Annotated in this window: 6 protein-coding genes; 1 reads left to right on the top strand and 5 read right to left on the bottom strand. The window is 62.3% G+C overall.

The genetic code is table 11. The annotated features are described in order from the left end of the window. The first annotated feature begins 2 nt into the window (after nucleotides 1-2). A complete protein-coding gene (locus ACQ7C1_RS26715; protein ID WP_085777852.1) occupies nucleotides 3-185 on the top strand; it encodes a hypothetical protein in 183 nt (60 codons plus the stop codon). 18 nt (nucleotides 186-203) lie between these two features. On the opposite strand, the gene ACQ7C1_RS26720 is transcribed toward ACQ7C1_RS26715, so the two are convergent. The 5 genes from ACQ7C1_RS26720 to ACQ7C1_RS26740 are packed head-to-tail and all read right to left on the bottom strand — an operon-like array spanning nucleotide 204 to nucleotide 7,818. Continuing rightward, a complete protein-coding gene (locus ACQ7C1_RS26720; RefSeq protein ID WP_430960435.1) occupies nucleotides 204-2,288 on the bottom strand; it encodes an FAD-binding protein in 2,085 nt (694 codons plus the stop codon). 13 nt (nucleotides 2,289-2,301) lie between these two features. Then, nucleotides 2,302-3,471, bottom strand: coding sequence for a Gfo/Idh/MocA family protein (locus ACQ7C1_RS26725; protein WP_430960436.1), 1,170 nt, complete (start codon nucleotides 3,469-3,471; stop codon nucleotides 2,302-2,304). 12 nt (nucleotides 3,472-3,483) lie between these two features. Beyond that, on the bottom strand, nucleotides 3,484-5,139 hold the full coding sequence (locus tag ACQ7C1_RS26730; RefSeq protein ID WP_430960437.1) for a GMC family oxidoreductase: 1,656 nt from the start codon (nucleotides 5,137-5,139) through the stop codon (nucleotides 3,484-3,486). Nucleotides 5,140-5,148: 9 nt separating this feature from the next. Continuing rightward, nucleotides 5,149-6,687 (bottom strand): GMC oxidoreductase, encoded by a 1,539-nt coding sequence (locus ACQ7C1_RS26735; protein ID WP_430960438.1) that lies wholly within the window; start codon nucleotides 6,685-6,687, stop codon nucleotides 5,149-5,151. A 15-nt stretch (nucleotides 6,688-6,702) separates the two neighbouring features. After that, nucleotides 6,703-7,818: an ABC transporter ATP-binding protein gene (locus tag ACQ7C1_RS26740; protein ID WP_430960439.1), complete on the bottom strand. Its 1,116-nt coding sequence runs from the start codon at nucleotides 7,816-7,818 to the stop codon at nucleotides 6,703-6,705. Nucleotides 7,819-7,852: the final 34 nt, after the last annotated feature.

The raw sequence follows: 7,852 nt of genomic DNA on the forward strand, positions 1-7,852 counted from the left end.
TCATGGGCGAAAGCAAGAACTATCTCAATACCGACGAAATCCAGGCCGACGACCAGTTGTCGCCGAAACCGGTCGAAGGAAAAGATCCGCCGAGGCATGTGCGCAAAAGCGAAGAAGCCGTCACAGAAGGCTCTGACGATACGGAGCGCATCCGGGTTCCTCCGCCGGTCGCAAATCCCGATTGATATGGTTACAGCGTCGCCTCATACGCCAGCGCCAAGGTCGTAGATGCGGCCCGTCAGCCAGGCGGGCCAGTCCCGCTCGAAAAAGGATCTGGCGCTTTCATCCAGTTCGCGGTTGGGACGGGTTGAAAGCCTGATCTCATCGCCTTCGAGCCGGACGATGATCTGCTCCTTGCGATGCGCTTCGCTTTCCTTGCGAAAGCGATAGTGCTCCAGTGGACCGACGCTCGCCAGCGGAAGGAATTCGCCTTGTGCATCGCAGATCGCGCGTGCTCCCCGACTGCCGCCGCCCTTGCCGATGAAGAAGTCCAGCGCACTCAGCACCGCTTCCGAGGCGAGCGCCATGTGCCGCCATTGCACGCCTCGGACCGCTTCGGCCGCGCGGCCGTAGGCGACGCCGTTGGCGCGGATTTCGGCGTTCAGCTTCCGCGCTTCGACCAAGGCCTGGTGGACGCTCCTTTGATCGCAGATGATGCCCGCCTTCTCGCTCATGCGTGCCTGCACCGCCGAGCGGACCGCTTTGACGGTGAGCGGGCTTTCGGTCCGCAGCGCGGAAAGAAGATTGGCGATGCCCGCCTCCGCCGCCTCCGGTACACGTCCCGCGGCAGCCCGCTTCGCCCCGCCGCCGGCGCCGATGTGTTCGGCCACCCGGGTGCCGAAGACCTGCCCGGCATTCAGCGCCGCTCCACCGGGCCTTGTTACCCCATGTGTGCCCGCCGCCTCCCCGACCGCGTAGCAGCCACCCAGATTGGTGCGGCCCCAGCTATCGACCATGATGCCGCCGTTCATGTGCTGGTTGTTGACCGCGAACTCCAGCGGCTCTTCGGCAATATCGATCTTGTAGCGGCGATAGAGTTCGATCGCGAGCGGGTTCATATGCTTCAATCGATCGATCGGCATTTCCTGATCGGCGCCAGCCTTGCCGAGATAGAGCCGAACATCCTCGTCCAGCCTTTCCAGGCTGAATGGCAGGTCGCCGGGGACGGGCAGAGGATTGCGGTTGAAGTCCATAAAGACGCGCCGACCCGCTGCGGTCTCACGGTAAATGGCGAGATCGACCAGGCTCGAGCCGAAATCCAGCATCCGGGTGGCGTGGAACGGCCATTGATAGCCCTTGCGGAAGATGTTTGACGCCAACTCCCGGGTGCTTCGATAATATTCCGCCAGGAAATGGTGTTCGGCGCCTTCGCCATCGACCGAATAGATATGTGGGATTGCCTGGACGTACGTGCCGGACAGATTCCACGGGAAGCCCTCCCTGCGCGTCCCGATGCCGAACTGGCTTTCGGTCAAATTGACGAGCTCGACGCCTGCCTCCAGCGCCAATCCAAGGGAGCCGAAGCAGCCGTTGGGATAAACGCTGTCGCGATAGAGTTCGCCCGGGCCGCCGGCGGCGAGCACAATCACGTCACTCACGAACAAGGCGATGCCGAGCGGGTTCTCCTGCCTACGGTCGCCGGCGCGCATGACGAGCATGCCGGCGACATGACGATCAGCCCCCGAGCCCTCGGTGAGGATTTTGACCGCGGTGGTCTGGTTGTAGAACGGCACGCCGAGCCGGATCGCCTCCTCCGCCAGCACCTTGACCATTAGCCGCGACGTGCGCGGGCCGCAGCTGGTGGCGCGGCCGACCTCGTCATGGTCGGTCTGATATCTCAGCGTTCCGCCAAGCGGATCCTGGGGCAGCGGCAATCCCAAGAACTGCAGCGACGCCATCATCCGCGATGATCCCACCGCCTCGACATAGGCCGTGTCTTCGTCCATGGCGCCGCCGCTGCCGATGGCGCGGGCCATCGCCCTGTAATTATCGCCCTGATCGGCCGTGTTTGCGGTGTGAAGGGTTTGCTTATCGGAGCCTGAGCAGGCCGAGGTTCCGCCCCATGCACTTTGACTGATGATGACGACATCGACGCCGCGCCGCTTCATTTCCACCGCCGCACGCAAACCCGCAGCGCCGGATCCGACGACGACGCAACTGGCTCGGTGGATCGGCACGTCGATGCCTGCGAGGCGGGCTACTCCGGAAGCAGGAGCCTCCGGCGGAAGCCGCGGCATATCGACGTCGGTCAGTGCGTCAAGAATTTCCTGCGGAACGTCTATTGTCATCGGCTCGCCACAATCAATTGAGCGGGATATGCACCCAGCGTCTCTGCCGGGAGGACTCCATGCATGCGTCGACGATCTGGCAGATATGGTGGCCGGTATCGAATGTCGGCCACATCGGTTTGTTTGCGACAATCGATCGGATCACCTCCGCCACCTCGATGATCTTGCTTTCATTATAGCCAATGCCGAAATTCGGCAGCGGAAGGAAGGCCCTGAAGGTGGGGTTCTCAGGACCGACGTCGATCTCGCGAAATCCCCGGCGTCCCGTGCTGTCGTCGTTGGAGTAAAAACGCAGCCGGTTAATCTCGTCATAGGTATAGGCGATGCTGCCCTTCGTTCCGTAGATTTCATAGGTCTGCATGAATTTGCGGCCGGTGGCAACGCGGCTGAAGTCGACGATGCCGGCGGCGCCGTTTTCGAACCGGCACAGCAGGTTCGTCGCGTCGGGATTGGTGATATCGGCCCAGGCCTCGTTGCCTGACAGTTTCACCTGCTCCCCATAGGCAAGCCCCTCGACGATCGGCCGGCGCGTGGTGACGATGAGATTGTCGGCGATCAGGGAGCTGACGCGGCCAACGAGGAAATCCATGAAACTGAAGATGTGCGAACCGGTGTCGCCGACGATCCCGGTCGGCGCGAGCTTGCCATCGGCACGCCACATGTAGGGCGCTGTGGGATCCCCATACATGTCGACATGCTGGCAGCCGCGAAACAGCTTTATCTCGCCGATTTCACCGGATTCGATAATCTCTTTCGCCAAATCATGAACGGGGTTTCGGGGAAACGCGTGTCCGACACGTGTAATGACCCCCTTCTCTTTAGCGATCTCGGCCAGCTCCCGCGCTTCATCGGCGGTGTTTGCCAGCGGCTTCTCGCAATAGACATGTTTGCCGGCCAGCAGCGCGGCCTTGGCCACCGGATAGTGAAGATGGTCGGGCAGACAGATATCGATCAGATCGACTTCGGGATCGGTGACCGCCAGCTTCCAATCCTGGTAGATCCTGGCCCCCGGCGCCCTGTTGCCGATATCGTGCGCTACGTCAGGGTTGCTGTCGACAAGCGCCACGATCCGCGCCGTTCCGTCCGACACGCCGAAGAAATGCTGAAAGGTCTGATAGGCCATCGTGTGGACCTTTCCCATCCAGCCCGAGGCGCCAAGCACTGCAACTTTCACTTCAGACATTGTCGTTACTCCTTAGCGGATCTCGGCGCGGGCCCGCGGCCTCGTATCATTGCGCTCATGGGCGAAGATCGCCGACGGCAGCGCAGGCAGGCCCCGAATGAGGTCCGATCCTTTTTCGCCGACCATGATCGTCGGCGCGTTGGTGTTGCATGACGGCACGCGCGGCATGACTGAGGAATCGCAGACCCTGAGGCCTTCCAGGCCGTGGACCTTGAGATCGAGCCCGACAACCGCGTCGGACCCGGTTCCCATCTTGCAGGTGCCCACCGGATGATGGTCGGTCTTGGCATTGGCGCAGCCATAGTCGAAAAGCTGCTCGTCGGTCACGACCTTCGGCCCGGGAAGCCTTTCGGCCATAACATAGGGTTTCAGCGCCGCCTGCTGCATGATTTCGCGGGCGATCTTGAGCCCCTCCAGCGACATCCTCCTGTCGTGAGAATCGGACCAGTAGTTGGGATCGATCAAGGGAGCCGCAGCGGGATCGGCGGATGAGAGACGCACCGTCCCTCGCGAGCGCGGATGCAGATAGGCCGAGTTGAGCGTGACCCCGGCGTTCTTGAGCCGCTCGACGCCTGCTTCAATGCCAGAACCGAGGCCGAGGTGGAACTGGATATCGGGAGACCGTGCGTCGGGATCGGCATACCAGAAGCCGCCAGTCTCGAAGAGCGACGAGGCGACCGGACCGGTGCGGAAGAGAACATATTGAATTCCGGCCCACAGTGTCCGGTGGAGCTTCGCGACGCCGTCATAGGTGTGATCGCCGGTGCATTCGGCGATAACGAAGAGATCGAGATGGTCCTGAAGATTGCCGCCGACGCCGGGCAGATCGTGGAGGGGCCTGACGCCGACCGAGGTCAAATGGTCGGCCGGCCCTATCCCGGACTGCAACAGGAGCTTCGGCGATCCGATCGCGCCTGACGAGACGAGGACTTCGCGTTCAGCCCGCACGACCTCCAGACCGTGTCCGGTCGCGATTTCGACGCCGACGGCGCGGCCCGCCTCCAGGATGATGCGCACGACGCGCGCGCCCGTCCGGATCATCAGATTCTTTCGGTTTTTGATTGGCGAGAGATAGGCAAACGATGCCGATGACCGGCGGCGGTTGCGCTGGGTGAGCTGATAGAATCCGACGCCGGCCTGCTGGCGGCCGTTGAAGTCGTGATTATAGGGTATGCCGAGCTCCTGACCCGCGCGAATATAGGCGTCGCAGATCGGCAACGGTGCAGCCGGCATGGAGACACCCAGCGGACCGCCGTAGGCGTGGTAGTCGTCTGCGAAACGTTGATTGTCCTCAGCACGTTTGAAATAGGGCAGGATCGAACGGTAGTCCCAGCCCTCGCAGCCGTCTTCACTGGCCCAGAGATCATAATCGGCCGCGTTTCCGCGGGTGTAGAGCTGCGCATTGATCGACGAGCCGCCGCCGATGATCTTTGCCTGGGTATAGCGAAGCACTCTGTCCTTCATGTGCTTTTGGGGAACGGTTTCCCATCCCCAACTAGCGACGCCCTTGGTCATCTTGGCGAAACCGGCGGGCATGTGGAAAAGGGGATTCCAGTCGCCTCCGCCCGCCTCCAGAAGCAGTACCTTGACATCGGGATCTTCGCTGAGGCGGCTTGCAAGAACGCAGCCCGCAGGACCGGCACCGGTGATGATATAATCGAATCCCATTTTACTGTCCTATTTGAAGCCGGCGCGCATTAATGGATCTGCCTGTGTCTGCAAATCCGTCGATGCGATGTGATGGGCAACTCTGAGCGCTTGACTGGCGACGGTGAGCGCGGGATTGACCGCAGCCGATGTGGGGAGAAAACCGGCGTCGACGACGAAAAGATTGCCGTGATCGTAGGACCGGCAGTATGGATCCAGTGGTGCTGTTGCCGGGTCGTTTCCGATGCGGATCGTTCCGCACTGATGGGACGGCGTGCGTTTGTCGAAGGGTCTGGATAGCACGATCGGAAAACCGATCGACCGCAGGATCGCCTTCAGCTTGGCGACAAGCGCAAGATGCGCGTCCCAGTTGGTCCTCTGCCATTTAAGAATGATCCGATCACCGTCGACCATCACGCGGCTTTCGGGATTCGGAACGTCCTCGCTCATCGCATAGAAGTCGATGGCATGGTCCGTCATGAAACGCAGAAGCCATTCCGGCGCCTGCGGCAGAGAGCCTTTGAGGACCTTTTCGGAAATACGGCCCAGCAACTGCACATTTCCGAGCGGCGGTCCGTCCTCCCCGTCCGAGAGATAGAAGTCGTTGAAGGCGAAGGTCTTCTGGTAGACGGCGGTGTTCCTGAAGCGCGGCGAGAGCGCTATCACGGCCGAGGCGTTGTGGTTCATGAAGTTGCGGCCCACCTGATCGGAAGAGTTGGCGAGCCCCTTCGGGAAGCGGTCGTTCTTCGAACGGAGCAAAAGCACGGATGACTGGACCGCACCGGCGGAAAGAATGACGATCCTGGGCGAGACGGTCAGCGTCTGTCCGTCCTTGACATAGGTGATCCGGTCGATCCGGCTCCCCGCCCCCGTCTCGAGCCGTATCACCCGTGCATTGGTCTCGAGGCGCACGTTGTCGTGTTTCAGCGCCACCGCGAGCGCTGCGGTCTCGGCATCCATCTTGCCGTCCTGCGAATTCGGATGCGCATCCCAGGGCGTGCGTGCCTTGGAGAGCCAGGCATCGAGATCCAGGCCGAGCGGCAGCGAAAACGGATGCAGGCCTTTCGCCTTGAGGCGTGCCCTGACGTCGGCGACCGGCGCCTCATCGGGCACGGGCGGGAATTCGTAGGCAACCGAGTGATGCGGTTCGGTCGGATCTTCGCCAAGACTGCCGCGAACCTGATACATCAGCTCCGCCTTCGAATACCAGGGCTCCAGCTCTTCATAGGGAAAGGGCCACGCCGGCGACACGCCTTCCCGATGTTCGATGACGTCGAAATCCTCTTTGCGGTAGCGTGAGAGGACGGCGCCGTAGAATTTCGAGTTGCCGCCGACATTGTAATAGTTGCCGGGGTTGAAGCCCCTGCCGTTCGCTTCGTACCACGTCTCATTCGGCCGGAAATGGCCACGCTGGAAGATGGCGCGCTGGTCGCGATTGACGGGAAGATCAGCAATATGATCGCCGGCTTCGAGGACCAATATCTGCGCACCTGATACAGCCAGGCCGGCAGCGACGGTGGCGCCGCCGACGCCCGAGCCGATGATGACGATGTCTGGTGAACCGCTCATGTCAACACCTTGCCATCACGCGATCCGCGCTTGCGTTTCCGGATCGAAGAAGACAGCCTTGTCGAGATTGAAGGCGAGGCGTGTGTGCTGGCCGGGCGCGATGCCGGCATCGGCGCGCAGGCGCGCGACGACTTCCTTGCCGCCGAGCTTGGTGACGGCGAAGGTGTCGGAGCCGGCCGGTTCGACAACCTCGATCAGGCAGTCGCCTTCGGTGAGCGAGCGGGCATTGCGGTCGGCGCCATCGGGATCGGTCAGCGCCTCCGGGCGGATGCCGAAGATCACCTGCCGGCCGGCATAGGAGGAAAGGCCGTTGGCGGTTGTCGTGACGGGAAGTCTGAGCGGGCCGGCGTTCGGCCGCTCGAGCGAGACGGCAAGGCCGCCGGCGCCGTTCTCGACCGAGGCCTTCACCAGGTTCATCGCCGGCGAGCCCATGAAGTCGGCGACGAACATGTTGGCGGGATTGTTGTAGATCTCCGCCGGCGTGCCGAACTGCTGGACGATGCCGTCCTTCATCACGGCGATCCGGGTGGCGAGCGTCATCGCCTCGATCTGGTCGTGGGTGACATAGACGATGGTCTTGCCGGTCGCCTGATGCAGCCGCTTGATCTCGATGCGCATGTCGACGCGCAGTTTCGCGTCGAGGTTGGAGAGCGGCTCGTCGAACAGGAAGAGCTTGGGATCGCGCACCAGCGCCCGGCCCATGGCGACGCGCTGGCGCTGGCCACCCGACAGCTGGCTCGGCTTGCGGTCGAGCAGATGGCCGATCTGCAGCACCTTGGCGACCTTGTCGATCGCCTGCTTGCGCTCCTCCGGCGGCACGCCGCGCATCTCCATGCCGAAGGCGATGTTGCCCGCCACCGTCATGTTCGGATAGAGCGCATAGGACTGGAACACCATGGCGATGTCGCGCTTGGAGGGATGCAGGCCGTTGACGGCGCGCCCGTCGATGCGGATATCGCCCGACGTGATCGTCTCCAGCCCGGCAATGGTGTTGAGCAGGGTCGACTTGCCGCAGCCGGACGGGCCGACCAGCACGAGAAAGCCGCCCTTTTCGAGTTCGAGATCGATCCCCTTGAGGATGTCGACGGCGCCGAAGCGCTTTCTGAGGCCGGAGATTTCCAGGAAAGCCATGGGTTACCCTTTGACTGCGCCCGCCATCAAACCG

This window comes from Rhizobium sp. Nf11,1 (assembly GCF_050587665.1).
In the GTDB taxonomy this organism is placed as follows: Bacteria; Pseudomonadota; Alphaproteobacteria; order Rhizobiales; family Rhizobiaceae; genus Rhizobium.